The following is a 25,255-nucleotide window of genomic DNA, read 5'->3' on the forward strand; positions in this document are numbered from 1 at the left end:
AAACTTATTTGCAGACCACCACGACACTGCGGCTGCTGAAATTGCCGACGTCGACGCCCAGGGTCTTCTCGCTGTCCTTGGCCTGGGGCGTGCCGTCGGTGCCGACGATGCGGTAGCCGGTGCCGGCACAGGACGCATCGGCCTTTTCATAGCAAGTCGCCCAGGAATTGGCCTCGCCCGAACAGTCGATCGCCAAGCCTTGTTCGCCATTATCGAGATAGGTTTTTTCGGCCGAGGCACAGCCCGCCAGGGCCAGGACTGTAAACAGCGCCAGAAGTGTTTTCATGGGATCGTCATCGAGGAGGGAAGGGCAATGGCGAGGTTATAGCGAATGGCCATTGCGGTACAGCTAAACAAGCCTCGTTCGATGCGCCGGTGGCATTTACTAGAGGCTCGTCTGTTTATTTCCTGCGGCTCATTTCTTGCGGCGGGGGCTGCGGGCGGGGGCGCTTTCGCGTTCTTTCGTCGCTGGAGCCGCGCGTTCGTCCTGGAATACCGCAGCCACTTCCACTGCCATGGCCTTGCTGGGCAAGGGACCGGCGACCTGCTCGCCGTGGTAGTTGATAATCCACCACTGGCCGTCCTTGCCCTGGCTGACCGAATAACCGTTTGCGTTTCTTGCCGACATCTAACTGCCTCGTTGGCGTGATCAAGGCCGCCATGATACGTCAAATGCCCGCAAACAGCCCTCACTGGCGTACAGTGGACCGCTGCAGCCATCGAAACGAAAGGCGATTGAACTATCCGCCGTTTTTTATTTCTCTATGATGGCACCGGTTGGCCAGTGCGGGCATTGTAAGGTGCCCGTCGCCTGATTAGACTGCGCCGAAACTCGTACACACCGCCTTTTCAAGGACTTATATGATCAAGAAATGCTTGTTCCCAGCAGCCGGTTACGGTACTCGCTTCCTGCCAGCGACTAAAGCCATGCCCAAAGAAATGCTGCCGGTGGTGAACAAGCCACTGATCCAGTACGGCGTCGAAGAAGCCCTTGATGCGGGTCTGACTGAAATTTCCATCGTGACTGGCCGTGGCAAGCGCGCCCTGGAAGACCATTTCGACATCAGCTACGAGCTGGAAAACCAGATCAAAGGCACCGACAAGGAAAAGTACCTGGTCGGCATCCGCAAACTGCTGGATGAGTGCTCGTTCTCCTACACCCGCCAGACCGAAATGAAAGGCCTGGGCCACGCGATCCTGACCGGTCGCCCACTGATCGGTGACGAACCGTTCGCCGTGGTCCTGGCGGACGACCTGTGCGTCAACCTCGAAGGCGACGGCGTCCTGACCCAGATGGTCAAGCTGTACAAGCAGTTCCGCTGCTCCATCGTGGCGATCCAGGAAGTCGATCCGCAGGAAACCAACAAGTACGGCGTGATCGCCGGCGAAATGATCCGCGACGACATCTACCGCGTCCACAGCATGGTTGAAAAACCAAAGCCTGAAGACGCGCCGTCCAACCTGGCGATCATCGGTCGCTACATCCTGACCCCGGACATCTTCGACCTGATCGAACAGACCGAGCCAGGCAAGGGCGGCGAAATCCAGATCACCGACGCCTTGATGAAACAGGCCCAGAACGGCTGCGTCATGGCCTACAAGTTCAAGGGCAAGCGTTTCGACTGCGGTGGCGCCGAAGGCTACATCGACGCGACCAACTTCTGCTTCGAGAACTTCTACAAGACGGGCAAGGCTTACTGATAAGCCTGCGCCACGCCATAAAAAACGCCCCGACTGGTTCGGGGCGTTTTTTTTGGCTTGGGAAAAAATCTCTCGCAAGCCATACAAGGGATTCACCTTGTGGGAGCGGGCTTGCTCGCGAAGAGGGCGGCACAACCAGCATTGATGTCGTTTGACACACTGCATTCGCGAGCAAGCCCGCTCCCACAGGTTTTGGGCTTGACCGCTCGACATGATCCAGTCCAACTGGCTTTTCCATTTTCCGCCCCCATAACCATCGCAACGCTGCCTCAGGCGAAAACAGCAGGTATGCTGGTGACCTGCCGAAGGAGATAGAAGATGGCCTACGATTTTGACTTGTATGTGATTGGCGCCGGTTCCGGTGGCGTGCGGGCTGCGCGGTTCGCCGCCGGTTTCGGGGCCAAGGTGGCCGTGGCGGAAAGCCGCTACCTGGGCGGGACCTGCGTGAACGTGGGCTGCGTGCCGAAAAAGCTGCTGGTCTACGGCGCGCATTACGCCGAGGACTTCGAGCAGGCATCGGCCTATGGCTGGACGGCGGGCGAGGCGAGTTTCGACTGGGCCACGTTGATCGCCAACAAGGACCGCGAGATCAATCGCCTCAACGGTATCTACCGCAACCTGCTGGTCAACAGTGGCGTGACGTTACATGAAGGCCACGCCAGGATCAGCGGCCCGCACGAAGTCGAGATCAACGGCCAGCGCTACACCGCCGAACACATCATGATCGCCACGGGTGGCTGGCCGGTGATTCCTGACATTCCAGGTCGCGAGCATGCCATCAGTTCCAACGAGGCGTTTTTCCTCAAGACGTTGCCCAAGCGCATGCTGGTGGTGGGCGGCGGCTACATTGCCGTTGAATTCGCCGGGATTTTCCATGGCATGGGCGCGCAGACGTCCTTGTTCTATCGCGGCGACTTGTTCCTGCGTGGCTTCGACGGCGCCGTGCGCAAGCATCTGGCTGAAGAGCTGCAACGTCGTGGCCTGGACCTGCAATTCAACGCCGACATCCAGCGCATCGATAAAGAAGCCGACGGCAGCCTCAAGGTGACACTCAAGGATGGCCGCACGCTGTCGACCGATTGTGTGTTCTACGCCACGGGCCGACGACCGATGCTGGACAACCTTGGGCTGGAGAACACGGGCGTCAAGCTGGACGAAAAAGGCTTCGTGCAGGTCAACGAAAAGTACGAGACCTCTGAACCATCGATCCTGGCCATTGGCGACGTGATCGGCCGTGTGCAGCTTACGCCGGTGGCCCTGGCCGAAGGCATGGCGGTGGCGCGGCGGCTGTTCAAGCCCGAGCAGTATCGACTGGTGGATTACCGGATGATCCCCACCGCCGTGTTCAGCCTGCCGAACATCGGCACGGTGGGCCTGACCGAAGAGCAGGCCCGGGAGGAGGGGCACGAGGTTCAGATTTTTGAAAGCCGTTTCCGGCCGATGAAGCTGACCCTCACCGACTGCCAGGAACGCACCTTGATGAAACTGGTCGTCGATGCCAACACCGATAAAGTCTTGGGCTGCCACATGGTCGGACCGGACGCCGGGGAAATCGTCCAAGGCTTGGCCATCGCCCTCAAGGCCGGCGCCACCAAGCGCGACTTCGACGAAACCATCGGCGTGCACCCAACTGCCGCCGAAGAATTCGTGACGATGCGTACCCCCGTCGCCTGACGCAGCTATATCCGCTGCATAGAAGCTGCGATCTTTCTACCGACACTTGAGCCCCAAGCGAAAGATCAAAGATCGCAGCCATCCCCACCTCCTACAGATTTCTTCTATCTATATAGATTCCTGATAGCCAAAACCAATCATTCGCATCAGGTTTGCCAATGAGCCAGCCTGGAGATGAGTGGGTAAGATCCTCTCCATCAACTTTTCAACCCTGACGGAGAAACATCGATGCCTATCATCAACAGCCAAGTTAAACCGTTCAACGCCACCGCTTTCAAAAACGGCGCTTTCGTCGAAGTCTCGGACGCCGACCTGAAAGGCAAGTGGTCTGTCGTGTTCTTCTACCCGGCTGACTTCACCTTCGTCTGCCCAACCGAACTGGAAGACCTGGCCGATAACTACGCCGAATTCCAGAAACTGGGCGTCGAGATCTACAGCGTTTCCACCGACACTCACTTTGCCCACGCGGCCTGGCACAACACTTCGCCAGCCATCGGCAAGATCCAGTACACCATGATCGGCGACCCGACCCACGTCATCTCCCGCAACTTCGACGTGCTGATCGAAGAAGTCGGCCTGGCTGACCGCGGTACTTTCGTGATCAACCCAGAAGGCCAGATCAAGATCGTTGAAATCAACGACGGCGGTGTAGGCCGTGACGCTTCCGAGTTGCTGCGCAAGATCAAGGCCGCTCAGTACGTTGCCGCTCACCCAGGCGAAGTCTGCCCAGCCAAGTGGAAAGAAGGCGAGGCCACCCTGGCTCCGTCCCTGGACCTGGTCGGCAAGATCTAAACCGGTGAGTCATCCGAGGGCGATCCGCTCTTAATCAAGTAAGCCGCTTCGCCCCACAAAACGCCCGGGCGAGATTCGCTCGGGCGTTGTTTTTTCTGAAATTAAAAAATGGAAATCGCCCGTATGTTGGACGCCAATCTTAAAGCTCAGTTGAAGTCATACCTGGAACGGGTCACCCAGCCGATCGAGATCGTCGCCTCCCTCGACGACGGTGCGAAATCCCAGGAAATGCTCGCGTTACTCCAAGACGTTGCCAGTCTTTCCCACCAGATTACGTTGCTCGACAACGGCACCGATGCGCGCAAGCCTTCGTTTTCGTTGAACCGCCCGGGAGCCGATATCAGCCTGCGTTTCGCCGGCATTCCCATGGGGCATGAATTCACTTCGCTGGTGCTGGCCCTGCTGCAAGTCGGGGGCCACCCGTCGAAGGCCAGTGTCGAAGTCATCGAACAGATCCGCTCGCTCAAGGGCGAGTTCAACTTCGAGACATATTTCTCGCTGTCGTGCCAGAACTGCCCGGACGTGGTCCAGGCGCTGAACCTGATGGCGGTGCTGAACCCGAACATTCGCCACGTCGCCATCGACGGCGCGCTGTTCCAGGCCGAAGTCGATGAGCGCCAGATCATGGCCGTGCCCAGCATTTACCTGAACGGCGTGAACTTTGGCCAGGGCCGCATGGGCCTGGAAGAGATTCTCGCCAAGATCGATACCAGCGGTATCGAACGCCAGGCCGAGAAAATCAGCGCCAAGGATGCCTTTGATGTGCTGGTGGTCGGCGGTGGCCCGGCCGGCGCTTCGGCGGCGATCTACGCGGCCCGTAAAGGCATTCGCACCGGTGTGGCGGCCGAGCGTTTCGGCGGCCAGGTGCTCGACACCATGGCCATCGAGAATTTCATCTCGGTCCAGGAAACCGAAGGGCCGAAACTGGCCGTCGCCCTGGAAGAACACGTCAAGCAGTACGACGTGGACATCATGAACCTGCAACGTGCCGACGGCCTGGTGCCGGGCAAGGACGGCGGGCTGCATGAAATCAAGTTCGCCAGCGGTGCGAGCCTCAAGGCCAAGACCGTGATCCTGGCGACCGGTGCCCGCTGGCGCGAAATGAACGTGCCGGGCGAGCAGCAATACCGCAACAAGGGCGTGGCGTACTGCCCGCACTGCGACGGCCCGCTGTTCAAGGGCAAGCGCGTGGCGGTGATTGGCGGCGGTAACTCCGGCGTCGAAGCGGCGATCGACCTGGCCGGTATCGTCGCCCACGTCACCTTGCTGGAGTTCGATGTGCAATTGCGTGCCGACGCGGTATTGCAGCGCAAACTGCACAGCCTGCCGAACGTGACGGTGATCACCAACGCCCAGACCACCGAAGTGACGGGGGATGGGCAGAAGGTCAACGGCCTGCGCTACAAGGACCGTCCGAGCGGTGAAGTGCGCGACGTGGCGCTGGAAGGGATCTTCGTACAGATCGGCCTGTTGCCTAACACCGATTGGCTCAAGGGCACCGTCGAGTTGTCACCCCGTGGCGAGATCATCGTCGATGCCCGTGGCGAAACCTCGATCCCTGGCGTGTTCGCCGCCGGTGACGTGACCACCGTGCCGTACAAGCAGATCGTGATCGCCGTGGGCGAGGGCGCCAAGGCTTCGCTGAGCGCCTTCGACCACCTGATCCGCACCTCCGCGCCGGCCTGAACAACCAATAGCGGAAAACACAAAACCCCATGAGCCATTGGCTCATGGGGTTTTTTATCTGCGCATTCTGTGGCAGACGTGGTATTCACCCTACTAGATCGAGTTGCCTCCTTCGCGAGCAAGCCCGCTCCCACACTGGATCGCTGTCGTACGCAAAACCTGTGAACGACACGGTCCAGTGTGGGAGCGGGCTTGCTCGCGAAGAGGCCCTCAAATCCAGCATCACCGTCGACAGGTAAACAGCTATCGAGCTATCACAATGGACGGTGGTGAGGTTTACAACGGCGCAGGCTGGATGATCTCGACCCAGTAGCCATCCGGGTCCTTGATGAAGGCCAGGCTTTTCATGCGTCCGTCGCTCAGGCGCTTTTGGAAGTCGCAGCCCAGTGCTTCGAAGCGCTCGCAGGCTGCGACGACGTCCGGTACCGAGATGCAGATATGGCCGAAGCCGCGAGGGTCGGTGTTGCCGTTATGGTAGGCGAACGCCGGGTCGCTTTCGGTGCCGTGGTTGTGGGTCAGTTCCAGGATGCCAGGGATCGACTTCATCCATTCGGTACGCGCCGCCGCGTCCGCCGGGATCTGATGCTTGTCCACCAACGCCAGGAAATACAGGCTGAATTCGGCTTCCGGGAAGTCGCGCTTTTCCACCAGCGAAAAACCCAGCACGCGGGTGTAGAAATCCAGGGACTGGGTGATGTCCTTGACTCGCAGCATGGTGTGGTTGAAGACGAACTGGGCCGTGGCGGCGTCAGGTTGGGCGGTGACGCCAGGGAAAGTATTGAGTTCGTGCAGGCTCATGGGCCCTCCGGAAAAAAGTGGGGCAAACGGCGTCGCAAGCGTGGTCGCGACGGTTCCTGGGCTTGCGTCAACGGCTTCCTTGCAGCTGCGCCCATGATACGCAAGGGACACGGTGTCGCCAAACCGCGCGCGGCTATTGCCTGGTTCTGCCTCGGCCTTCAGACTTCACGCTTCGTCCTTGAGTGCCAACGCAATGATTCGACCGTTCCTTTCGCTGTTTGTCCTGCTGCTGGTGAGCGTCGGCGGCGTCCAGGCGTCCGAACCGCAAATTACCTGGCCCCAGGGCTGGGTCGTCGAACCGCTGCCGGCGCAGGCATCGACCTCGGCAGCCCCGGGAACCCTGCGCCAACGGGCAACCAAGAGTGATCCGGCCGGCAATGCCATGATGGTCTTGGAACTGACCACGACCCCCGTTGCCCCCGATCACCAAGTCAACTTGCAGGGCGTGTTGCTGGAAATGCGCAAATCAATCCAGAAGGATTTTTTCCAGGGCGGTTATCAAAGTGTGTGCACTAAGGTGCATGCTTCCATGTTAGGGGGCGTAACTGCATTGGAAACCACTTGCACGATCACGCAAAACGGACGACATGTATTGTCTCAGGCACTCGTCGCGGCACTAAATGAGGGCAAGGCTTATGTGCTGTCCTATGCCGGGCAGGCGCAGGCGTTTGTTGAAAGCCAGGATGAAATACAGTCGCTGCGAAACAGTTTGAAACTATGATGCCTTCAACGTAATACCCCAAAGGGGTTAACCCTAAAGTTTAGTCCATAAAAAAGCCCTGAATATTCAGGGCTTTTTGGCCTGGGCTGTCAACGCACTGTCAACCACGCAACCAAGAATCAACAGTCGCTGCACCGTATTGTTCTTTCCAGGCTTTCAGGCCGCGGTGATTGCCGCCCTTGGTCTCGATCAACTCACCGGTGTGCGGGTTCTGGTAGACCTTCACCACGCGCGCACGACGGGTCTTGGTAGGCTTGGTCGACTGCAGGCTTGCCTTGGACGGGTTCGGGTCGAGGATCGCGACGATGTCGCGCAGGTTCTTGCCGTAGGTTTTCATCAGTCCCTGGAGCTTTTCCTCGAATTCGATTTCCTTCTTGAGCCCGGCATCGTTCTTCAGCGATTCCAGCTGCTTGAGCTGTTCTTGAAGGGCCTTTTCGGCTGCACGAAATTCAGCGAGTCTGGACAAAATGATTACTCCAATCAAAATATTTGGCTGATACCAACCGCAAACAAAGCTATAAGCCAAGCGCCTTGAAGCGACTCGGTGTTAATGACTCTCTCCTGTTATGTGGCACAGGTAGAAAAATTGTAGTAGTTAATCCGGAAAGTGTAAATCGTAACTTTTTCGTTATGTAACAACAGCAAGCGTTTTATCAATGGGCAGGTCGTCGTCAATAGATCGACGGCAGTTAACTGCCATTAGTGCCGGTCAACGCCTCAGCGAATGCCTGCCCGCTAATGGGGCGACCAAATAGATAACCCTGCAGAAAGTTAACCCCATTTGCGCTCAGGTAGTCGCTCTGTTCGACGGTTTCGACGCCCTCGGCCACCATGTCCAGATCCAACTTGCCCGACAGTTCGATGATGCTATCAAGGAGGTGACGCGACAGCGCGTCGGCACCGATCATCGCGACAAAACTCTGGTCAATCTTCAGAAAATCCACGTTGAACTGGCGCAAATACGCCAGGCTGGAATGGCCGGTGCCGAAATCGTCGAGCGCGATCTTGACCCCCAGTTCTCGCAGTAGGTCGAACAGTTGCCGGGTCACGGGCGTCGGTTCGATCAGCTCGCGTTCGGTCAACTCCAGCACCAGGGTTATCGCACCCGGCGCGAAGGCGCCGAGAAACTCGCGACAATCGTCCACCAGCGCCAGGTCCTGGCAGTGGCGGGCGGTAATGTTGATGCCGACGTGAAACGGCGCTTCGAGTCGTGGCGCGAGCGGCACCAGCAGGCGCATGGTCTGCTGCATCAGCGCACGGGTCATCGGCACGATCACGCCGCTGTGTTCGGCGAAGGGAATGAACAGGTCCGGACGGACCAGGCCTTCCTTGGGGTGGTTCCAGCGCATCAGCACCTCGACACCGGCCCAGCGTTTGCTGTCGCTGTGCACGACTGGTTGCAGGTAGGGCACGAACTCGCCGGCTTCCAGCGCCCGTTGCAGTTCACGGCTGGGAGACGAGGCGCGCTTTTGCAGCCAGTGTCCGAGTGTCCCCGCCACAGCGCCAAAGAAGATCAGCAGGCTGAACAGTGGAGGATATTCCCTGGCCATGTAGCGCCAGGTTTCACCCTCCTCGAATCCGGCTTCCACATGAAAGGGGTAGCGCGATGAGCCCAGCTCGCTCTGGGCCACCGGCAGCCCGGGCAAGGGCGCTGGCCGGACCTTGCCGTCCGCCGCCAGCCAATTCGGGCCGATTTGCAGCCGCAGCCGGGTCTGGCCGCCGATCAGGCGCAGGACATTGGCCAAGTGATACCCATCAAGTGTGGCCAAGGCGCCTTGCCGACCCTCATTGAGCCTGTAGATCAGCAGTGCGGTATCCGGCGTAACCGGGTTGCCATCCATGAGCCACAGCGTGCCCTGATGATAGTCGCTCGGGTTGACCCGTTCTTCGAAGGCGCCGAACAGCGAGCTGCAATACAGGCTGTCGTCCCAGATCAGGTTGGTCGAGCGGACAAATGGCCGGCGCGTCACTTGTTCGCGTAGGGCCAGCTTCACCGCTTCGCAGGGCTGGCCGGCCAGGGGCAACAATTCACGGGCCGCCATGGCGGTGTTGTCGAGCATCAGCTCAATCTGCCGGACCAGTTCCTCGGCGGTCTGCCGGGTGTGTTGCGCCAGCGTCCGTTCGGCCTGCATGTACAAAATAGCCAGCCCTGACAGCATCGGCACCAGGCCGCACAGCAGGGTGACCAGGTAGCGGCGGGGCCGAGTGTGCGAGCGGGTGGTGGTCAGGGGCATCGGCACGACCTGATGAAAAAGGGGGTAGGGGGGAAGCATTGGATGCCGACCATGATAGATGGCCTGTCGGTGACTTGCTGGCACCAGTGTGACTGTAGGAGCAAGGTCTGTGGGAGCAAGGCTTGCCCGCGATGAACGATCATGCGGTCCACCTGGAGAACCGAGGTGCCTTCATCGCGAGCAAGCTTTGCTCCCACAGGTTCAATGCCAGGCTCCCCCAGGTTTGATGCCGGGCTCATGACTGCCGGGCCAGTTCGATGAACGCCAGGGTGGCGGGCGAGGCCTGGCGGCTGTCCAATACCGCCAGGCCGATCTGGCGCGGCACCCGGGGCGACAAGGGCCTGGCGACGTAACCAGGGTTCCTGTCATCTGGCAACGACCCTTCGGACACCACGCTCACCGCCTCGCCACGCCTGACGACATCCAGGGTGCTGAGCAATTGCGAGCAACGCAAACGCACGTTCGGTGTCAGCCGGGCGGCATTGAACAGGCGCGTGACCAACTCCGACGATCCCGCCTCGGTGAGCACGAAGGGGTCGTTGCACAGGTCCGCAAGGCTTAGGCTGGCCTGGGCGGCGAGGGGGTGTGCGGTGGGCAGCAGGGCGACCATCTGATCTTCCATCAGCATGAACGTATCGAAACGCTCCTCGGGCAGCACCACGAAACCGACATCGATCCGCCGTTCGTCCAGCCATTGGACCACCTGCCTGTCGGGCCCTTCATCAATGTGCACTTCGATGCCGGGGTGCAAGGCTCGATAGCGCCGCAGGATCCCGGGCAGCAGTTTCATCGATGACGTCGGCCCGAACGAGCCGATGCGCAACGTGCCCCGGCGCATGCCCCGGGCATCGGCGGCTTCCTGGCGCAAGGTGTTCGCCAGCCCGAGCATGGCCCGGGCCCGCAGCAGCAATTGCTGGCCAATATCGCTGAGCTCCACCACCGACTGATGCCGCCTGAGCAATTCCACGCCCAGTTCTTGTTCCAGGGATTTGATGGCGTGGGACACCGCGGATTGACCAATGCCCAAGCGCGTGGCCGCAGCGGTGAAGCCACGCAGTTCGGCGACCAGGGAGAAGATTTCGAGTTGGGTGAGGGTCATGAGGGATTACTCATTTTACGATGATCGGACATGAGCCGAACAATACGGCATCCCAACCGTACACGGAACCGTGGCCCAGGCGCTTTTCCGTGGCGAGGGAGCTTGCTCCCGCTGGACCGCGCAGCGGGCCCATTGCGGGTGAATCAGAGGGCCGCTTCGCAGCCCGGCGGGAGCAAGCTCCCTCGCCACAGGTCATTCGTCTTATTTCAATGTGGTGAAACCATGAAAACCCTCGAACAAGCCGTCCCAATCCCCTCGGACCTGCCGGTCTACCTGAAGCTCGCCATGGTCACCATGATCTGGGGCGGAACCTTTGTGGCCGGCCGGATCCTTTCCGATGCCCTGGCACCGATGTTTGCCGCCAGCCTGCGTTTCCTGCTGGCAAGCATCGCGCTGCTGGTGTTTCTCGCGTTGGCCGGGATTGCGCTGGTCCGGCCCAGTGTGAAGCAAGGGCTGCAGCTGGCTGCGCTGGGGTTCTTCGGGATCTTTTTCTATAACCTGTGTTTCTTCTACGGCTTGCAGTACATCAATGCATCCCGGGCCTCGCTGATCGTGGCGTTGAATCCGGCGGTGATCGGGCTGGCGTCCTGGTGGCTGTTCAAGGAACGGCTGAGCCGCTTGAAAGTGGCCGGCATCGTGCTGTGCATCGGCGGGGCGGGATTGGTGATCGTCAGTCGTGATCCGTCCTTGTTACAAGGCGCGGCGCAGGCCTGGATCGGCGACCTGCTGATTTTTGGCTGTGTGCTGGGCTGGGGAATCTATTCGCTGTTTTCGAAAAAACTCAACGAAAGCCTCGGCCCCTTGCAGACCGTGACCTGGTCGATTCTGCTGGGCACGCTGATGTTGTGGCTGGCCTGCGCGGCGGCGGGGGAGATTCGTCTCCAAGCCCTGGGCGGGCTGGACGTGGAGCAATGGTTGAGCCTGTTGTACCTCGGCGTGCTGGGCTCGGCCCTGGCATATATCGCCTGGTACGACGGCATTCGTCGGATCGGCGCGACCCGCTCCGGCGTATTTATCGCGCTCAATCCGCTGACGGCGGTGCTGCTGGGCGCGCTGTTGCTGGACGAACGGCTCACGGCGTTGATGTGCGTCGGTGGGGCCGTGATTCTGCTGGGCATCTTCCTCTGTAACAAACCCCTTGCGCGGTCGAAGGAAAAGGCGATTTGATACAGGAGGCGGACAAATTCGGTTACGCTGTGTAGAATCGATTTACGCATATAAGAATAACGTCTTCTGGCAGCAGAAGCCTCGCCCGCAAGAGCCTTGGGTCGACAATGAAGATACTTGGGTTTCAACTGATCTACGGCGATTTCCTCGCCCGCAGCGTTCGTGGCATTTCCTGCGCGCCGCCCCGTGCCCTCAGCACTGCCTGCAACTAACGTTTTTTTTGTTAATTGACCCGCATGATGAGGCGCCGACATGGCAGATCTATACGAAAACCCCATGGGCCTGATGGGCTTCGAATTCATTGAGTTCGCATCCCCGACCCCCAACACCCTGGAGCCGATCTTCGAGATCATGGGCTTCACCAAGGTGGCCACCCACCGGTCCAAGAACGTGCACCTGTATCGCCAGGGCGCGATCAACCTGATCCTCAACAACGAACCCCACAGCGTCGCTTCGTACTTCGCTGCCGAGCACGGCCCGTCGGTGTGCGGCATGGCGTTCCGGGTCAAGGATTCGCAGCAGGCCTACAAGCGCGCCCTGGAACTCGGCGCCCAGCCGATCCACATCGAGACCGGCCCGATGGAGCTGAACCTGCCGGCCATCAAGGGCATCGGCGGCGCGCCGCTGTACCTGATCGACCGTTTTGGCGAAGGCAGCTCGATCTATGACATCGACTTCGTGTTCATCGAGGGCGTTGATCGCAACCCGGTGGGGGCGGGCCTGAAGATCATCGACCACCTGACCCACAACGTTTACCGCGGGCGCATGGCCTACTGGGCCGGCTTCTACGAGAAACTGTTCAACTTCCGTGAGATCCGCTACTTCGACATCAAGGGCGAATACACCGGCCTGACCTCCAAGGCCATGACCGCGCCGGATGGCATGATCCGCATCCCGTTGAACGAAGAGTCGTCCAAGGGCGCCGGGCAAATCGAAGAGTTCCTGATGCAGTTCAACGGCGAAGGCATCCAGCACGTGGCCTTCCTCACCGATGACCTGATCAAGACCTGGGACCAGTTGAAAAGCATCGGCATGCGCTTCATGACCGCGCCGCCGGACACTTACTACGAAATGCTCGAAGGCCGCCTGCCGAACCACGGCGAACCGGTGGATGAACTGCAATCGCGGGGCATTCTGCTGGACGGTGCTTCCGAGCAGGGTGATAAGCGCCTGCTGCTGCAGATCTTCTCGGAAACCCTGATGGGGCCGGTGTTCTTCGAGTTCATCCAGCGCAAGGGCGACGATGGTTTTGGCGAAGGCAACTTCAGGGCGCTGTTCGAGTCGATCGAGCGTGACCAAGTGCGTCGTGGTGTGCTCGCGACCGAGTAAGGCCTGATGAAAAAAGCCCGTCCGGCAGTGATGCCGGGCGGGTTTTTTTTGTTGCCGATGCAGTCCCGAATGTGGGAGCGGGCTTGCTCGCGAAAGCGGTGTATCAGTCGATATAAATGGCGCCTGACACGCCGCTTTCGCGAGCAAGCCCGCTCCCACAGGTTCGATGCAGGCTCAGGTCCTGCGCCGCTGCCGTACCAAGTGCTTGAACCCTTCGAACACCAGCACCGCCACGGCCATCCAAATGGGGATATAGGTCAGCCATTCCTCGGCCTTGATGCTTTCCCCCAGCAACAGCGCAACCCCCAGCAGCAACACCGGTTCCACATAGCTCAACAATCCGAACAGGCTGAATGGCAGCAACCGGCTGGCGACGATGTAGGACACCAGCGCGCTGGCGCTGATCACGCCGAGCAATGGAATCAGCCAGGTCAACCGCGGGTATTGATCGAACACGGCGAAACCTTGTTCGCCGCTTTGCACGAACCACAGTGCCACGGGCAACATCAGCGTCATGTCCAGCCAGAGCCCGCCGAGGTTGTCGGTCTTGATGCGTTTGCGCAGGATGAAATAGATCGGATAGCCGATCACCACCAGCAACGTTGCCCAGGAAAAACCACCCACTTGGTACAACTCGTTGAACACGCCGAGGGTGGCGAAGAACACCGCGACTTTCTGCAGATAGGAAAGGCGCTCGCCATAGACGAGCCGCCCGGTGAGGACCATCGACAGCGGCAACAGGAAGTACCCCAGCGACACGTCCAGGCTGTAGCCGTTGAGTGGCGCCCACATGAACAGCCACAGTTGTGCGCCCATCAAGGCCGATGACGCTATCGCGCCCAGCAGCAAGCGCGGTGTGCTGATCAAGCGTGCAACCAGATCCGAAACGAGCTTCCATTCACGGGAAATCAGCATGAACGCGGTCATGCACGGCATCGTCAACAACATCCGCCAACCGAAAATCTCCAGGCCGGTCAGTGGCGTGAGCAACGAGGTGTAGTAATACATGACGGCGAACAGCGCAGAGGCCGAGACCGATAGAGCGATGCCTTTGGACACGGATGCCTCTTGTTATTGGAATTGCAGCACGATACGGAAAGCCGTTTACCCGTGGCGAGGGAGCTTGCTCCCGCTGGGTCGCGTAGCGGCCCCAAAAGAGCGACTGCTGCGCAGCCGAGCGGGAGCAAGCTCCCTCGCCACAGTCTGTGCATGTTACGACGTACGCGGCACTCGCCCAGGCACGAAATGACTCACATCATTGAACCCCGGCGTCGAAGCGTGCCCCGGCGTCACCAGCGAATCGATGAAGGCTTCATCTTCCGCGCTGATCTTCACCGCTTGCGCCTTGATGTACGAATCCCATTGTTCCTCGGTGCGCGGTCCGACGATGGCCGAGGTCACGGCGCTGTTGTTCAGCACCCAGGCGATGGCGAACTCGACGATGCCCACGCCTCGGCCCTGGGTGTACTGCAGGATTTGCTGGGCAATGCGCAGGGATTCGACCCGCCATTCGGTTTCCAGGATGCGTTTGTCCTGGCGGCCGGCGCGGCTGTTGGCGTCCGGCGCCACGTCCGGCGCGTACTTGCCGCTGAGCACGCCACGGGCCAGGGGGCTGAACGGCACCACGCCGAGGCCGTAGTTCTGGGCCGCGGTGATCTGCTCGGTTTCCGCCTGGCGATTGACGATGTTGTACAGCGGTTGGCTGATCACCGGCCGGTCGATGCCCAGGCTGTCGGCGATCCGTATCACTTCGGCGATGCGCCAGCCACGGTAGTTCGACAGGCCCCAGTAGCGGATCTTGCCCTGGCGAATCAAGTCGCCAATGGCCGACACGGTCACGTGCAGCGGGGTGTTGTGGTCTTCGCGGTGCAGGTAATAGATGTCCAGGTAATCGGTGCCCAGGCGCGTCAGGCTGGCCTCGATGCCATTGAACAGATGCTTGCGGCTCAGGCCGCTGCGGTTGGGCACGCCGTCCGGCGGGCCGAAGCCGACCTTGGTGGCCAGCACCCATTCCTGGCGGTGACGGGCGATCGCCTCGCCGACGATCTCTTCGGAACGGCCGTTGGTGTAGACGTCCGCGGTGTCGATGAAATTGATGCCCTGGTCCCAGGCCTTGTCGATGATCCGCAGCGAATCCTCGGCGCTGGTCTGTTCGCCGAACATCATCGTGCCCAGGGTCAACGTCGAGACTTGCAACCCGGAATGGCCTAGCGTGCGGTAGCTCATGACAAGATCCTTTTATCCTTGGGAAAGGTCCAATCAAATACCAGAACCGCCGCGTGGATCCAACCGATTTCTCAACCCCTCACCCATCAACTGTGGGAGCGGGCTTGCTCGCGATAACGTCAGGTCAGCCAACATTGATATCGACTGATACACCGTCATCGCGAGCAAGCTCGCTCCCACAGTGGGTCTGTGTTGTATGCAGATCCTGAGGTTACACAGGCCCATGTGGGAGCGAGCCTGCTCGCGATGAGGCCGGCCGCTTCAACCTGAATTTCCCTGGAAAACCAGTTTTTGTAATCTTGAACAATAATGCCCAGTGTCTTTTGTGCGGCGGACCGGCGGACCGGCGTCACGGCTGCGGTCAGCTGGCAGCATGCAGTGCATCGGAACCGGAGAATAATATGAAAATAATCATCGCCCCCGACTCGTTCAAGGACAGCCTCAGCGCCCAGGGCGTCGCCGATGCCATCGCCCAAGGGCTGGCCGAGGTCTGGCCGGACGCGCAGTTGATCAAATGCCCGATGGCGGACGGCGGGGAGGGGACGGTGGAGTCGGTGTTGGCGGCCTGTCACGGTGAGTGGCGCCGCACCCGGGTCCGCGGTCCGTTGGGTGTCGCCGTCGAGGCTCGCTGGGGCTGGTTGGCCGAGAGCCGCACCGCGATCATCGAGATGGCCGAGGCCAGCGGTTTGCAATGGGTGCCGCCGGGGCAACGCGATGCCTGTTCCAGCAGCACCTACGGCACTGGCGAGCTGATTCGCGCGGCCCTCGATGCAGGCGCCGGGCGGGTGATCCTGGCGATTGGCGGCAGTGCCACCAACGACGGCGGTGCCGGTGCGATGCAGGCCCTGGGCGTGGCGTTGCTGGATGAGCAAAGCCAACCCCTTCCACCCGGAGGCCTGGCCTTGGCGAACCTGTCGCGCATCGACCTGAGCGGCCTCGACCCGCGCCTGGCCCAGGTCAGCTTCGAGATTGCCGCCGATGTCGATAACCCGCTGTGCGGCCCCCACGGCGCGTCTGTGGTTTTCGGTCCGCAGAAGGGCGCCACTGCCCAGCAAGTGCAGGCGCTGGACCGGGCCCTTGGGCATTTCGCCGAACAGTGCGCCCGGGCGTTGGCCAAGGATGTGCGCGACGAGCCGGGCAGCGGCGCCGCCGGTGGCCTGGGCTTCGCGGCCAAGGCGTTCCTGGGGGCGCAGTTTCGTACCGGGGTGGACGTGGTCGCCCAGTTGACCGGGCTGGCCGAAGCGGTCAACGGCGCCGACCTGGTGATTACCGGCGAAGGCCGTTTCGATGCCCAGACCCTGCGCGGCAAGACCCCTTTCGGCGTGGCCCGCATCGCTCGCGAGCATGGCGTACCGGTAGTGGTCATTGCCGGCACGCTGGGGGAGGGCTACCAGGCGCTGTATGAACATGGCATCGACGCCGCCTTCGCCCTGGCAAGCGGGCCGATGACCCTGCAAGAAGCCTGCACCGACGCCCCGCGCCTGCTGAGCGAGCGCGCCCGGGACATCGCCCGGCTTTGGCGGGTGGCCGCGCGGTAAGCTCGATAGGCACTTGGCCCAGGAGTAGGGTGAACCTGTGGCGAGGGAGCTTGCTCCCGTTGGGCTGCGAAGCGGCCCCAAATGGAAGTGCCGACCAGATGCATTGAAGTGAATGGTTTCAGGGCCGCTTCGCGCCCCAGCGGGAGCAAGCTCCCTCGCCACAAAAGCGCTGCGAGGGTGGCGTGGTGTGTGATTTGAGATAGGGTTGAGGCTGGATATCGCGCAATCAGGAGAGATACATGCGCTTCTCAGCTTTGACCCAACGCATCACCGGCGACGGTGCCGCCGCCTGGCAGATTCACGATCGGGCGCTGGCCATGCGCGAACAGGGCATGGATGTGTTGTTGCTGTCAGTAGGCGATCCGGACTTCGACACCCCGCGCGCCATTGTCGAGGCCGCCGTGGGCAGCCTGCGGGCCGGTGAGACCCACTATTCGGACATCCGCGGCCTGCACACCTTGCGGGCCAGCATTGCCCGGCGTCATCGCTTGCGCTGCGGCCAGCCGGTGGGGGCCGAACAGGTCGTCGTGCTGCCGGGCGCGCAGTGTGCGGTGTATGCGGTCGCGCAATGCCTGCTCAACCCCGGCGACGAAGTCATCGTCGCCGAGCCGATGTATGTCACCTACGAAGCGGTGTTCGGTGCCTGCGGCGCGAAAGCGCTGCCGGTGGCGGTCCGCCCGGAGAACGGTTTTCGGGTCGAGCCGGCGGACGTCGCCCGTCTTGTCACCCCGCGTACCCGGGCGATGCTGCTCAACAGCCCGAACAACCCATCCGGCGCCAGCCTGCCGATGTCCACTTGGCAAGCATTGGCGCGGTTGTGCATTGAACATGACCTGTGGCTGATCAGTGACGAGGTCTACAGCGACCTGCTCTACGACGGCGAACACATCAGTCCGGCCAGCCTGCCGGGCATGGCCGAGCGCACCGCGACGATCAACAGCCTGTCCAAATCCCACGCCATGACCGGTTGGCGGATCGGCTGGGTGGTTGGCCCCAAAGCCCTCACTGAGCATCTGGCGAACCTGTCGTTGTGCATGCTGTTCGGCCTGCCGGACTTCGTGCAGCGGGCAGCCCAGGTTGCCCTCGAGCAAGAATTGCCGGAAGTCGCGCAGATGCATGAAGAATATCGCCAGCGCCGCGACCTGGTTTGCGCCATGCTCGACGATTGCCCGGGGCTCAAGCCGGTGCGGCCCGATGGCGGCATGTTTGTGATGGTCGACATTCGCCAGACTGGCCTCGATGCTCAGGCGTTTGCCGAGCGCTTGTTGGACGATCACGGCGTGTCGGTATTGGCCGGCGAGGCGTTTGGGCCCAGTGCGGCGGGGCATATCCGCATCGGGCTGGTGGTCGATCAACTGAAACTGGCGGATGCGTGCCAGCGGATTGCTTCGTGTGCGGCGGATCTGCTACGGGCCCAGCGGTAAAGTTTTGTAGAGGCTGTGTGAAATTGTGTAAGGGTTTTGCTCGTGGATGAGCGGGGGCGTATATCCTTGGCAGCTTGATTCCTTGGTGACTGTAGTGACGCCTTCGCGAGCAAGCCCGCTCCCACAGTGGTCACGCGAACCCTGTGGGAGCGGGCTTGCTCGCGAAGGCGGTCTATTGGGCGCCACAGTACTTTTTCTGGAAACACCCATGCCCAACATCCTCCTGGTCGAAGACGACACCGCACTCTCCGAACTGATCGCCAGTTACCTGGAACGCAACGGCTATCAGGTCAGCGTGCTCAGCCGTGGCGATCATGTGCGTGAGCGGGCGCGGGTTGACCCGCCGGACCTGGTGATCCTCGACTTGATGCTGCCGGGGCTGGACGGCTTGCAGGTCTGCCGCCTGCTGCGGGCCGACTCGGCGACTTTGCCGATCCTGATGCTCACCGCCCGGGACGACAGCCACGACCAGGTACTGGGCCTGGAAATGGGCGCCGACGACTACGTCACCAAGCCTTGCGAGCCCCGGGTGTTGCTGGCGCGGGTGCGCACCTTGTTGCGCCGCAGCAGCCTCACCGAGCCGCAGACGGCCAACGACCGGATCCTCATGGGCAACCTGTGCATCGACCTCTCCGAGCGCACCGTGACCTGGCGCGGGCAGCCGGTGGAGTTGTCCAGTGGTGAATACAACCTGCTGGTGGTGCTGGCCCGGCATTCCGGCGAAGTGCTGAGCCGTGACCAGATCCTGCAACGCCTGCGGGGCATCGAATTCAACGGCACCGACCGTTCGGTGGATGTGGCGATTTCCAAGCTGCGGCGCAAGTTCGATGACAACGCCGACGAAGCCCGCAAGATCAAGACCGTGTGGGGCAAGGGTTATCTGTTCAGTCGTTCCGAGTGGGAATGCTGAGCCGATGTGGAAGCTGCTGATTCGTCTGTACCTGGTCACCATCGTCTCCTACAGCGCGGCGATCTACCTGATGCCGGAGCTGGTGATCCGCCTGTTCCAGGAGCGTTTCCTGACCTACAACCTCGATTATTCCCGGGGCCTGCAAACCCTGATGGTCAAGCAGTTCCGCGCCGTGCCCAGCGAGCAGTGGCCGGCGCTGGCGGCGCAGATGGACAAGGAGTTCGAGCCGCTGCGCATCGAACTGGCCGCGGTCGATGACGAGGGCTTCAGCGCCGATGAGCAGGCGCGTCTCAAGCGCGGCGAGAACGTGGTACGCCTCGGCGACTGGGCCTGGCGAACCCTGGCGGCGGCACCGCTGGACGAGCGCACGGCGGTGAAGATGGTCGTGCCGCCGGACCCGGCCGATGTCAGTTGGTTGTACTGGAGCATCAACGTGTTGATCGGCGCGACGATGCTGGCCTGCCTGTTGCTCTGGCTGCGGCCGCACTGGCGTGACCTGGAACGCCTCAGGCGCACCGCCGAACGTTTTGGTAAAGGTCATTTGGATGAGCGTACGCACATCGCTTCCAGCTCGAACATTGGCAGCCTGGCCCATGTGTTCGACACGATGGCGGGGGACATCGAGAATCTGCTCAACCAACAGAGGGACTTGCTCAACGCCGTGTCCCACGAATTGCGCACGCCCCTGACGCGGCTCGATTTCGGCCTGGCCCTGGCGCTGTCCGATGACCTGCCGGCGCCCAGCCGCGAGCGCCTGCAAGGGTTGGTGGCGCACATTCGCGAACTCGATGAGTTGGTGCTGGAACTGCTCTCCTACAGCCGTTTGCAAAACCCGCAGCGCCTGCCCGAACGGGTCGACGTGGCGCTGGACGAATTCATCGACAGCATCCTGGGCAGCGTCGACGAGGACTTGGCGGCGCCGGACGTGGTCATTGACGTGCTGTTGCACGGGGCGTTGGAGCGTTTCGTGCTGGACCCGCGCCTGACCGCCCGAGCGTTGCAGAACCTGCTGCGCAATGCCATGCGATATTGCGAAAAGCGCATCCAGGTCGGTGTGCTGGTCGGTGACCAAGGCTGTGAGATCTGGGTCGACGACGACGGCATCGGCATTCCCGACAGCGAGCGCGAGCGCGTGTTCGAACCGTTCTATCGCCTGGACCGCAGCCGCGACCGCGCCACGGGCGGTTTTGGCCTCGGCCTGGCCATCAGCCGCCGGGCCCTGGAAGCCCAGGGCGGCACGTTGACTGTCGAGGCTTCGCCACTGGGCGGGGCGCGTTTCAAGTTGTGGTTGCCGACACCGTCCTGAGCTTCCCCGCACTGTCTATTGCCCGACGCTGACCCTGTGGCGAGGGAGCTTGCTCCCGCTGGGCCGCCAAGCGGCCCCAAATGCGCCTCACCCAAACAACCCCGCCGCAATATTGATCGAAAACCCCAGGATCGCCGTGTTGAACACAAACCCGATCAACGATTGCGCCAGCACGATCTTGCGCAATTGCCGCGTGGCAACCCCCACATCCGAGGTCTGCACCGCCACGCCGATGGTGAAAGAGAAGTAGAGGAAGTCCCAATAGTTGGGCGTGGTCAGCCCTTCGGCAAACCGCAGCGCCGGCTCCTTGCCTTCCCAGGTGTAATACAACCGCGCGTAGTGAACGCTGAAAATCACCCCGATCAGCAACCATGAACCGATCACCGTCATCGCCGTGAAGCCGTAATGCAACAGCTTGCCGACGGCTTGCAGGTCGCGGCTGCCTGCCAGCTCGAAGGTGATGGTTGCCAGGCTGGCCAATGCCGCGACGCAGACCATCAGCAGCACCAGCCCGGCATTTTCATCTTCGATTTCGGCGATGCGCTTCACATCGGGCGCCTTGGCCCGCACGGTCAGCCAGAACATCAGCACCAGGTAGGTCCAGACCCCGGCATTCCAGCCGATCAGGACCTTGCTGATGATCGAGTCCACGGGAACCAGGATTCCCACCGCCAGGCCAAGGACCGTGGCGCTGGAAAGACGCGGGTGGGTGCGGGCGAGGAGGGGCATGGAGGCTCACTGTCCGGAAAAGAACCTAGTATGAGCCATCAGGCAACCGGCCGGCCGTCTATCGCGCTCGACTCGATCAATTGCACACCCGCTTCCTGCATCCGCCGGATCGCCGCCGCCAACGAGCCATCCTGATCGATGCTCGCTCCACAATGGATTTGCGATGAACGCATGCCTGATAGCTAGCCGGTTAACCTGTGGGAGCGAGCCTGCTCGCGAAGAGGCCAGCACATCCAACATCCCTGCAAGCTGGCCCACCGCCATCGCGAGCAGGCTCGCTCCCACAATGGATTTGCGGTGGACGCATGGCCGATGGCTAGCCGGTTAACCTTGTGGGAGCGGGCTTGCTCGCGAAGAGGCCGGCACATCCCACATCTATGCAAGCTGATCCACCGCCTTCGCGAGCAAGCCCGCTCCCACAGGCCATCTGCGGTGAGCAGATCGCGATGGCTCCCCAAAAAAATATTCACCCTGCTGCCGGTAGTGTCTTTCGTCGAAAATATTCCAGGTTTGATGGCTTTTTGACATTTGGTTCGTGCGTCCCAGCCACGATTCAGTACAATCGCCGGCCCCACCGGGCATGGAAGCCGTCCGGTTCTCCTGTTACGAGAAAAAACCATGCTCATCGGCAGTTATTCCCCCGCCCTTGTTTCGATTTCCTTGTTTGTTGCCGTGCTGGCTTCCTACACCGCGCTGGATTTGGCCGGGCGGATCGCGACCGCCAAGGGGCGCGCCGCGCATTTGTGGATGACCGGGGGCGCGCTGGCGATGGGAGTGGGCATCTGGTCCATGCATTTCATCGGCATGCTGGCGTTCACCTTGCCGATCGAGCTTGGCTACGACCTACCGATCACCGCGCTGTCGTTGCTGACCGCGATTCTTTCCAGCGGGTTTGCCTTGTGGCTGGTCAGCCAGCCGCGATTGCCGGCGTGGCAGTTGGCTTTCGGTGCGCTGATCATGGGCGCCGGAATCAGCGCCATGCATTACACCGGCATGGCCGCGCTGCGGATGCAGCCGGGCATTGATTACGACCCGACGCTGTTCGCCGCTTCGTTGGTGATTGCCGTCGGCGCGTCTGCCGCGGCGCTGTGGATTGCCTTTCGCCTGCGCCAGAACACCCCCCATGTGCGTCTGGCCCGGGCGGGCGCCGCGGTGATCATGGGCATCGCCATCGTTGGCATGCACTACACCGGCATGGCAGGGGCGCGCTTCAGCGAGGGCAGCTTTTGCGGCTCGCTGGATGGCTTGAGCGGCAAGGGCCTGGACAATCTGGTATTGATCACCACCCTGGCGGTACTGGCCATTGCCCTGCTGACCTCGATTCTCGATGCGCGCCTGGAAGCCCGCACCGCCGAGCTGGCCCAGTCCCTGACCCAGGCCAACCGGGAACTGACCCAGTTGGCCCTGCACGACCCCCTCACCGGACTGCCCAACCGTGTGCTGCTGGCCGATCGGATCGACCAGGCCATGCATCGGGTGCAAGAGCAGGGCGGTTGCTTCGCCTTGATGTTCATCGACCTCGACGGTTTCAAGCCAGTCAACGACGCCTTTGGTCACCACATGGGCGATCTGTTGCTGCGGGACGTGGCCCTGCGCCTGCGCGAAGACCTGCGCAGCCAGGACACCCTGGCGCGGATCGGCGGTGACGAGTTCGTGCTATTGGTGCAACTGGCCGAGCCCGACGATGCCCTGCGCCTGGCAGCCCGTCAGGTCGGCTTGATCGGGCGCACGTTCCGGGTGGCTGACCATGACTTGCAGATCTCCGCCAGCGTCGGCATCGCCGTTTACCCTGGCAATGGCCAGAGCGCCGAAGAGCTGTTGATGAACGCCGACGCGGCGATGTATCACGCCAAGGGCGCCGGCAAGAACGGCTACAGCTTTTTCGACGCCTCGATGAACAGCAACGCCCGCAAGCAATTGCAGTTGCTGCAAGATCTGCGCACGGCTGTCGAACAGCGGCAGTTCAGCCTGCATTACCAGCCCAAGTTCGATGCGGCCAATGGCCGTCCGGTCGGGGCCGAGGCTTTGTTGCGCTGGACCCACCCGACCCAGGGCCTGTTGATGCCCGACACGTTCATCGACCTGGCGGAAAAGACCGGCTTGATCATCCCCATCGGCGAATGGGTCTTGAACGAGGCCTGTCGGCAGATGCGCGAATGGTACGTGCTCGGTTATACCGACTGGCGCATCGCGGTGAACCTCTCGGCCTTGCAGTTCTGCCACACCGGTTTGGTCCAGAGCGTGGCCAAGGCGTTGGAAACGCATAAGCTGGCGGCCAACAGCCTGACCCTGGAAATCACCGAAACCACCGCCATGAGCGATGCGGACGCAAGCATGACGGTGCTGCAACAGCTGTCTGACATGGGCGTGGATCTGTCCATCGACGACTTTGGCACCGGCTATTCGAGCCTGATGTACCTCAAGCGCCTGCCGGCCAACGAGCTGAAGATCGACCGCGGCTTCGTGCGTGACCTGGAGCACGACAGCGATGACGCGGCCATCGTCTCGGCCATCGTCGCCCTCGGCCAGGCGCTGGGCCTGCGGATCGTCGCCGAAGGCGTGGAGACCGATGTGCAGCAAGACTTCCTGACCCAGCTGGGCTGCGATTCGCTGCAAGGTTACCTGTTGGGCCATCCGCTGCCGGCCGAGCGTTTCCTGCAGGAGATTCGCCAGGCCAAACGCCTGGCGGTGGTCTGAGACGCCCTCAGGGAACGATATCGAACGCCGTGCTACCCAGTCGCTCGCCGTTGACCAGCAGGTGAACGGCATGCCGGCCCGCGTAGTGTTTGCGGGTGGTCAGCTCGCGAATGTATTGGGAACGGCTGAGGTTGACGCGACCTTGGGCGGGCAGGTCGAAGGTCTTGAGCTTGAAGACCTTCGCCGAGGTGCCGCCCGAGGCCTTCACGTAGTCGATGGCGTAGTCGATCACCAGGCGCTGGCTCTGTTCGAGGGTTGATTGCACGGTGAAGGACAGCGTGACCTGTTCCCCCAGGCGAATCACCGCTGGCGTCACCTGCAAATCCAACACCTGGACCTGCGCCTTGCCGCCGGCGCCGATCACCCCCAGTGCCCTGGGGTTGCCTTGCTTGATCAAGCTACGCAGCGCATGCCGGGCGATCCACGCCGTGTGACGGTCGTGCAGTGGCCAGCCTTCGATCTGGTCCAGCACCCAGTCGGGATGCTGCTTGGTGACATCGTTGAGGTGGTTGGCCACGGATTTGCGCACATAAAGGCTGTCGTCGGCCTTGAGCGTGTCGAGGATCGCGGCGGCAAGGTCGGGGTTGGCCTGGATCGGCTCCAGGTGAAACGACCACGGCAGGCGGGGCCGGCTGCCTTCGCTGGCGAGGCGGCGCACGTGCTCGTTGGCGTCCAGCGCCCAGTCGTGCATGACTTTGAGGGTGCGTTCCAGGTCATCGCGCAGAAAGTGGCGCACGGCGAACTCCGACGAACCGAACCGGGTGAAATACTTGAGCGCGTCCAACGACACGTCGAAGTGCTGCCGGCCGTAGGACGCCACATAGTGCGGCAGGAACATGCTGACGAACATGCTGTTCAGGCGCGGGGCCAGGGCGCGCAGCACCTCCAGCGACGCCTCGTAATCGAGGGGCAGCACCGCGTGCAGGCACTCACTGACCCGGGCCATGCGCTGCATCACCGACAAATCGGCCAGCCCATCGTTGGCCATGTGCAAGAACGCCTTGGCGTCGAAGGCAGGGTACACCCCGCGCATTTCGCCGGCGATGTGCTCCAGGCGGGCGTTGTTGAAGATTTCCTTGAGGGCAGGGGAAGAGGTGGTGGTGCTCATGGTGGGTCCGTCCGGCGGGTGTTGGGCCAAGGCCCGTCACTATGCCATGCCAGGTACCACCTGTGGCGAGGGAGCTTGCTCCCGCTCGGCTGCGCAGCAGTCGCAAACCCGGTGAA

The 25,255-nt window shown here is 61.6% G+C and carries 23 protein-coding genes; 12 read left to right on the top strand and 11 right to left on the bottom strand.

The genetic code is table 11. The annotated features are described in order from the left end of the window. Positions 1-4 precede the first annotated feature (4 nt). On the bottom strand, positions 5-286 hold the full coding sequence (locus HU767_RS13165) for a hypothetical protein (RefSeq protein WP_186709309.1): 282 nt from the start codon (positions 284-286) through the stop codon (positions 5-7). A 129-nt stretch (positions 287-415) separates the two neighbouring features. Next, positions 416-628, bottom strand: a complete 213-nt coding sequence (locus HU767_RS13170; protein WP_060741669.1) for a hypothetical protein — start codon at positions 626-628, stop codon at positions 416-418. A gap of 233 nt (positions 629-861) precedes the next feature. Between HU767_RS13170 and galU the strand changes: the two genes are divergently transcribed. From galU to ahpF, 4 genes are all read left to right on the top strand, one after another. Further along, on the top strand, positions 862-1,701 hold the full coding sequence (gene galU / locus HU767_RS13175; RefSeq protein WP_003182953.1) for a UTP--glucose-1-phosphate uridylyltransferase GalU: 840 nt from the start codon (positions 862-864) through the stop codon (positions 1,699-1,701). A 318-nt stretch (positions 1,702-2,019) separates the two neighbouring features. After that, on the top strand, positions 2,020-3,375 hold the full coding sequence (gene gorA, locus HU767_RS13180) for a glutathione-disulfide reductase (RefSeq protein WP_186729705.1): 1,356 nt from the start codon (positions 2,020-2,022) through the stop codon (positions 3,373-3,375). Between the two features lie 228 nt (positions 3,376-3,603). After that, positions 3,604-4,167 (top strand): alkyl hydroperoxide reductase subunit C, encoded by a 564-nt coding sequence (ahpC, locus tag HU767_RS13185; protein WP_053122943.1) that lies wholly within the window; start codon positions 3,604-3,606, stop codon positions 4,165-4,167. A gap of 123 nt (positions 4,168-4,290) precedes the next feature. Further along, positions 4,291-5,853, top strand: a complete 1,563-nt coding sequence (ahpF, locus tag HU767_RS13190) for an alkyl hydroperoxide reductase subunit F (RefSeq protein ID WP_186729706.1) — start codon at positions 4,291-4,293, stop codon at positions 5,851-5,853. 276 nt (positions 5,854-6,129) lie between these two features. Here the strand turns inward: ahpF and gloA are convergent, their stop codons facing one another. Beyond that, entirely contained in the window at positions 6,130-6,651 is a 522-nt protein-coding gene (gloA, locus tag HU767_RS13195) for a lactoylglutathione lyase (protein ID WP_186729707.1), read from the bottom strand. A 193-nt stretch (positions 6,652-6,844) separates the two neighbouring features. Here gloA and HU767_RS13200 point away from each other — a divergent pair, with 193 nt between their 5' ends. Continuing rightward, positions 6,845-7,372, top strand: a complete 528-nt coding sequence (locus HU767_RS13200) for a DUF4946 domain-containing protein (protein WP_186729708.1) — start codon at positions 6,845-6,847, stop codon at positions 7,370-7,372. A gap of 100 nt (positions 7,373-7,472) precedes the next feature. Here the strand turns inward: HU767_RS13200 and HU767_RS13205 are convergent, their stop codons facing one another. The 3 genes from HU767_RS13205 to HU767_RS13215 form a co-directional block, all read right to left on the bottom strand. After that, entirely contained in the window at positions 7,473-7,838 is a 366-nt protein-coding gene (locus HU767_RS13205; RefSeq protein WP_072411532.1) for a histone-like nucleoid-structuring protein, MvaT/MvaU family, read from the bottom strand. Between the two features lie 223 nt (positions 7,839-8,061). Continuing rightward, positions 8,062-9,606: an EAL domain-containing protein gene (locus HU767_RS13210; protein ID WP_186729709.1), complete on the bottom strand. Its 1,545-nt coding sequence runs from the start codon at positions 9,604-9,606 to the stop codon at positions 8,062-8,064. A 235-nt stretch (positions 9,607-9,841) separates the two neighbouring features. After that, positions 9,842-10,705: a LysR family transcriptional regulator gene (locus HU767_RS13215; protein WP_186729710.1), complete on the bottom strand. Its 864-nt coding sequence runs from the start codon at positions 10,703-10,705 to the stop codon at positions 9,842-9,844. 222 nt (positions 10,706-10,927) lie between these two features. Between HU767_RS13215 and HU767_RS13220 the strand changes: the two genes are divergently transcribed. Beyond that, a complete protein-coding gene (locus HU767_RS13220; RefSeq protein WP_186709332.1) occupies positions 10,928-11,872 on the top strand; it encodes a DMT family transporter in 945 nt (314 codons plus the stop codon). Between the two features lie 252 nt (positions 11,873-12,124). After that, complete coding sequence (hppD, locus tag HU767_RS13225) at positions 12,125-13,201, top strand: 4-hydroxyphenylpyruvate dioxygenase (RefSeq protein WP_186729711.1); 1,077 nt, start codon at positions 12,125-12,127, stop codon at positions 13,199-13,201. Between the two features lie 174 nt (positions 13,202-13,375). Here hppD and rarD read toward each other — a convergent pair whose 3' ends face one another. Both rarD and HU767_RS13235 read right to left on the bottom strand, forming a co-directional pair. Next, positions 13,376-14,260, bottom strand: coding sequence for an EamA family transporter RarD (gene rarD / locus HU767_RS13230; protein ID WP_186729712.1), 885 nt, complete (start codon positions 14,258-14,260; stop codon positions 13,376-13,378). A gap of 153 nt (positions 14,261-14,413) precedes the next feature. After that, positions 14,414-15,427, bottom strand: coding sequence for an aldo/keto reductase (locus HU767_RS13235; RefSeq protein WP_186709346.1), 1,014 nt, complete (start codon positions 15,425-15,427; stop codon positions 14,414-14,416). A 401-nt stretch (positions 15,428-15,828) separates the two neighbouring features. On the opposite strand from HU767_RS13235, the gene HU767_RS13240 reads away from it, so the two are divergent. The 4 genes from HU767_RS13240 (at position 15,829) to HU767_RS13255 (ending at position 20,605) form a co-directional block, all read left to right on the top strand. Beyond that, positions 15,829-16,965, top strand: coding sequence for a glycerate kinase (locus HU767_RS13240; RefSeq protein ID WP_186729713.1), 1,137 nt, complete (start codon positions 15,829-15,831; stop codon positions 16,963-16,965). Positions 16,966-17,204: 239 nt separating this feature from the next. Beyond that, positions 17,205-18,389: an aminotransferase class I/II-fold pyridoxal phosphate-dependent enzyme gene (locus HU767_RS13245; RefSeq protein ID WP_186729714.1), complete on the top strand. Its 1,185-nt coding sequence runs from the start codon at positions 17,205-17,207 to the stop codon at positions 18,387-18,389. A 208-nt stretch (positions 18,390-18,597) separates the two neighbouring features. Next, on the top strand, positions 18,598-19,299 hold the full coding sequence (locus HU767_RS13250; RefSeq protein WP_122566285.1) for a response regulator transcription factor: 702 nt from the start codon (positions 18,598-18,600) through the stop codon (positions 19,297-19,299). 4 nt (positions 19,300-19,303) lie between these two features. Next, positions 19,304-20,605: an ATP-binding protein gene (locus tag HU767_RS13255; RefSeq protein ID WP_186729715.1), complete on the top strand. Its 1,302-nt coding sequence runs from the start codon at positions 19,304-19,306 to the stop codon at positions 20,603-20,605. Between the two features lie 87 nt (positions 20,606-20,692). Here HU767_RS13255 and HU767_RS13260 read toward each other — a convergent pair whose 3' ends face one another. Together HU767_RS13260 and HU767_RS29075 are read right to left on the bottom strand one after the other, a co-directional pair. Next, the gene (locus tag HU767_RS13260) at positions 20,693-21,334 is read right to left on the bottom strand and encodes a DUF1345 domain-containing protein (RefSeq protein ID WP_186706143.1); all 642 of its coding nucleotides are present in this window, start codon (positions 21,332-21,334) and stop codon (positions 20,693-20,695) included. A gap of 38 nt (positions 21,335-21,372) precedes the next feature. Continuing rightward, positions 21,373-21,507 (bottom strand): hypothetical protein, encoded by a 135-nt coding sequence (locus tag HU767_RS29075; RefSeq protein WP_272972273.1) that lies wholly within the window; start codon positions 21,505-21,507, stop codon positions 21,373-21,375. A 445-nt stretch (positions 21,508-21,952) separates the two neighbouring features. On the opposite strand from HU767_RS29075, the gene HU767_RS13270 reads away from it, so the two are divergent. Continuing rightward, the gene (locus HU767_RS13270) at positions 21,953-24,031 is read left to right on the top strand and encodes an EAL domain-containing protein (RefSeq protein WP_186729716.1); all 2,079 of its coding nucleotides are present in this window, start codon (positions 21,953-21,955) and stop codon (positions 24,029-24,031) included. Positions 24,032-24,038: 7 nt separating this feature from the next. On the opposite strand, the gene HU767_RS13275 is transcribed toward HU767_RS13270, so the two are convergent. Continuing rightward, complete coding sequence (locus HU767_RS13275; protein ID WP_186729717.1) at positions 24,039-25,139, bottom strand: DNA alkylation repair protein; 1,101 nt, start codon at positions 25,137-25,139, stop codon at positions 24,039-24,041. Between the last annotated feature and the right edge of the window lie 116 nt (positions 25,140-25,255).

This window comes from Pseudomonas sp. SWRI179 (assembly GCF_014268705.1).
Classification (GTDB): domain Bacteria; phylum Pseudomonadota; class Gammaproteobacteria; order Pseudomonadales; family Pseudomonadaceae; genus Aquipseudomonas; species Aquipseudomonas zanjanensis.

Excerpts from the sequence above, each read along its gene's own strand:
- HU767_RS13215 (WP_186729710.1), bottom strand. The coding sequence starts at position 10,705 with ATGACCCTCACCCAACTCGAAATCTTCTCCCTGGTCGCCGAACTGCGT.
- HU767_RS13220 (WP_186709332.1), top strand. The coding sequence starts at position 10,928 with ATGAAAACCCTCGAACAAGCCGTCCCAATCCCCTCGGACCTGCCGGTC.
- HU767_RS29075 (WP_272972273.1), bottom strand. The coding sequence starts at position 21,507 with ATGCGTTCATCGCAAATCCATTGTGGAGCGAGCATCGATCAGGATGGC.
- ahpF (WP_186729706.1), top strand. The coding sequence starts at position 4,291 with ATGTTGGACGCCAATCTTAAAGCTCAGTTGAAGTCATACCTGGAACGG.
- hppD (WP_186729711.1), top strand. The coding sequence starts at position 12,125 with ATGGCAGATCTATACGAAAACCCCATGGGCCTGATGGGCTTCGAATTC.
- galU (WP_003182953.1), top strand. The coding sequence starts at position 862 with ATGATCAAGAAATGCTTGTTCCCAGCAGCCGGTTACGGTACTCGCTTC.
- HU767_RS13165 (WP_186709309.1), bottom strand. The coding sequence starts at position 286 with ATGAAAACACTTCTGGCGCTGTTTACAGTCCTGGCCCTGGCGGGCTGT.
- HU767_RS13200 (WP_186729708.1), top strand. The coding sequence starts at position 6,845 with ATGATTCGACCGTTCCTTTCGCTGTTTGTCCTGCTGCTGGTGAGCGTC.
- HU767_RS13250 (WP_122566285.1), top strand. The coding sequence starts at position 18,598 with ATGCCCAACATCCTCCTGGTCGAAGACGACACCGCACTCTCCGAACTG.
- ahpC (WP_053122943.1), top strand. The coding sequence starts at position 3,604 with ATGCCTATCATCAACAGCCAAGTTAAACCGTTCAACGCCACCGCTTTC.
- HU767_RS13275 (WP_186729717.1), bottom strand. The coding sequence starts at position 25,139 with ATGAGCACCACCACCTCTTCCCCTGCCCTCAAGGAAATCTTCAACAAC.
- HU767_RS13210 (WP_186729709.1), bottom strand. The coding sequence starts at position 9,606 with ATGCCCCTGACCACCACCCGCTCGCACACTCGGCCCCGCCGCTACCTG.
- HU767_RS13170 (WP_060741669.1), bottom strand. The coding sequence starts at position 628 with ATGTCGGCAAGAAACGCAAACGGTTATTCGGTCAGCCAGGGCAAGGAC.
- HU767_RS13240 (WP_186729713.1), top strand. The coding sequence starts at position 15,829 with ATGAAAATAATCATCGCCCCCGACTCGTTCAAGGACAGCCTCAGCGCC.
- HU767_RS13235 (WP_186709346.1), bottom strand. The coding sequence starts at position 15,427 with ATGAGCTACCGCACGCTAGGCCATTCCGGGTTGCAAGTCTCGACGTTG.
- HU767_RS13255 (WP_186729715.1), top strand. The coding sequence starts at position 19,304 with ATGTGGAAGCTGCTGATTCGTCTGTACCTGGTCACCATCGTCTCCTAC.
- HU767_RS13270 (WP_186729716.1), top strand. The coding sequence starts at position 21,953 with ATGCTCATCGGCAGTTATTCCCCCGCCCTTGTTTCGATTTCCTTGTTT.
- HU767_RS13245 (WP_186729714.1), top strand. The coding sequence starts at position 17,205 with ATGCGCTTCTCAGCTTTGACCCAACGCATCACCGGCGACGGTGCCGCC.
- HU767_RS13260 (WP_186706143.1), bottom strand. The coding sequence starts at position 21,334 with ATGCCCCTCCTCGCCCGCACCCACCCGCGTCTTTCCAGCGCCACGGTC.
- gorA (WP_186729705.1), top strand. The coding sequence starts at position 2,020 with ATGGCCTACGATTTTGACTTGTATGTGATTGGCGCCGGTTCCGGTGGC.
- gloA (WP_186729707.1), bottom strand. The coding sequence starts at position 6,651 with ATGAGCCTGCACGAACTCAATACTTTCCCTGGCGTCACCGCCCAACCT.